Below are 680 nucleotides of genomic sequence, written 5' to 3'. Positions count from 1 at the left end.
CGCGACTCGACGCGGATGCTAACGACACGCTCAACGTCGATTTCCGTAGGGCTCAGTCGCACAACGCCGTCCGTCTCGACGCTCCCGAACGGTGGACCCCAGCGCTCTCCCGGCTCGTCGGATACATTGTTGCTGAGGGGTACGTCGAGAAACGCAACGACCACTCGGGATTCGTTTCGATCACGAACAACGACGAGGAGGTCCTCGAAGACGCGCGGAACACGCTCCACGATCTCAACCTCGAAACGACCACCAGGAAGCCGCACGATGACAAAAGCGCGCGGGAGTTGCTGTGTTCCGCCGGTGAGTTCGTCAGTTTCCTCAACGAAATCGACGAAGCGCTACTAAAAAGCTCCGCTGAGAAGCGGATCCCACCGAGGATTGTAGGTGCATCCGACAAAATCACCGCCGCTTTCATCGAGGGATTCATCGAGGGAGAAGGTCACGTTTCTGCGTCGCAACGCGAGATAAGCGTCGCGTCGGTGAGCGAGGAGCTTCTCGAAGGACTCCGGTCGCTCCTGCTTCAACACGGGATTACATCCCAGTTACACGAGCGGCACAACGGAAGCTACCGGCTCCGTATCAGCGGCGCACAGTTCGACCGCTACGTCACTGAAATCGGGTTCGTTACCGAACGAAAACAGTCCGCAGCGGCGGAGCATCTCGAAACGGATCGGAAC

The 680-nt window shown here is 58.7% G+C and carries 1 protein-coding gene; it reads left to right on the top strand.

The window, feature by feature from the left end; genetic code table 11:
- A partial coding sequence (locus EXE44_RS17680) for an LAGLIDADG family homing endonuclease (protein ID WP_274595388.1) occupies positions 1 to 680 on the top strand: 680 nt, incomplete at both ends.

Source organism: Halorubrum sp. SS7 (assembly GCF_005435055.1).
Taxonomy (GTDB): Archaea; Halobacteriota; Halobacteria; order Halobacteriales; family Haloferacaceae; genus Halorubrum; species Halorubrum salinarum.
Note: the sequence above shows the minus strand (reverse complement) of the source record. Positions and strands in the feature narration are given on the sequence as shown.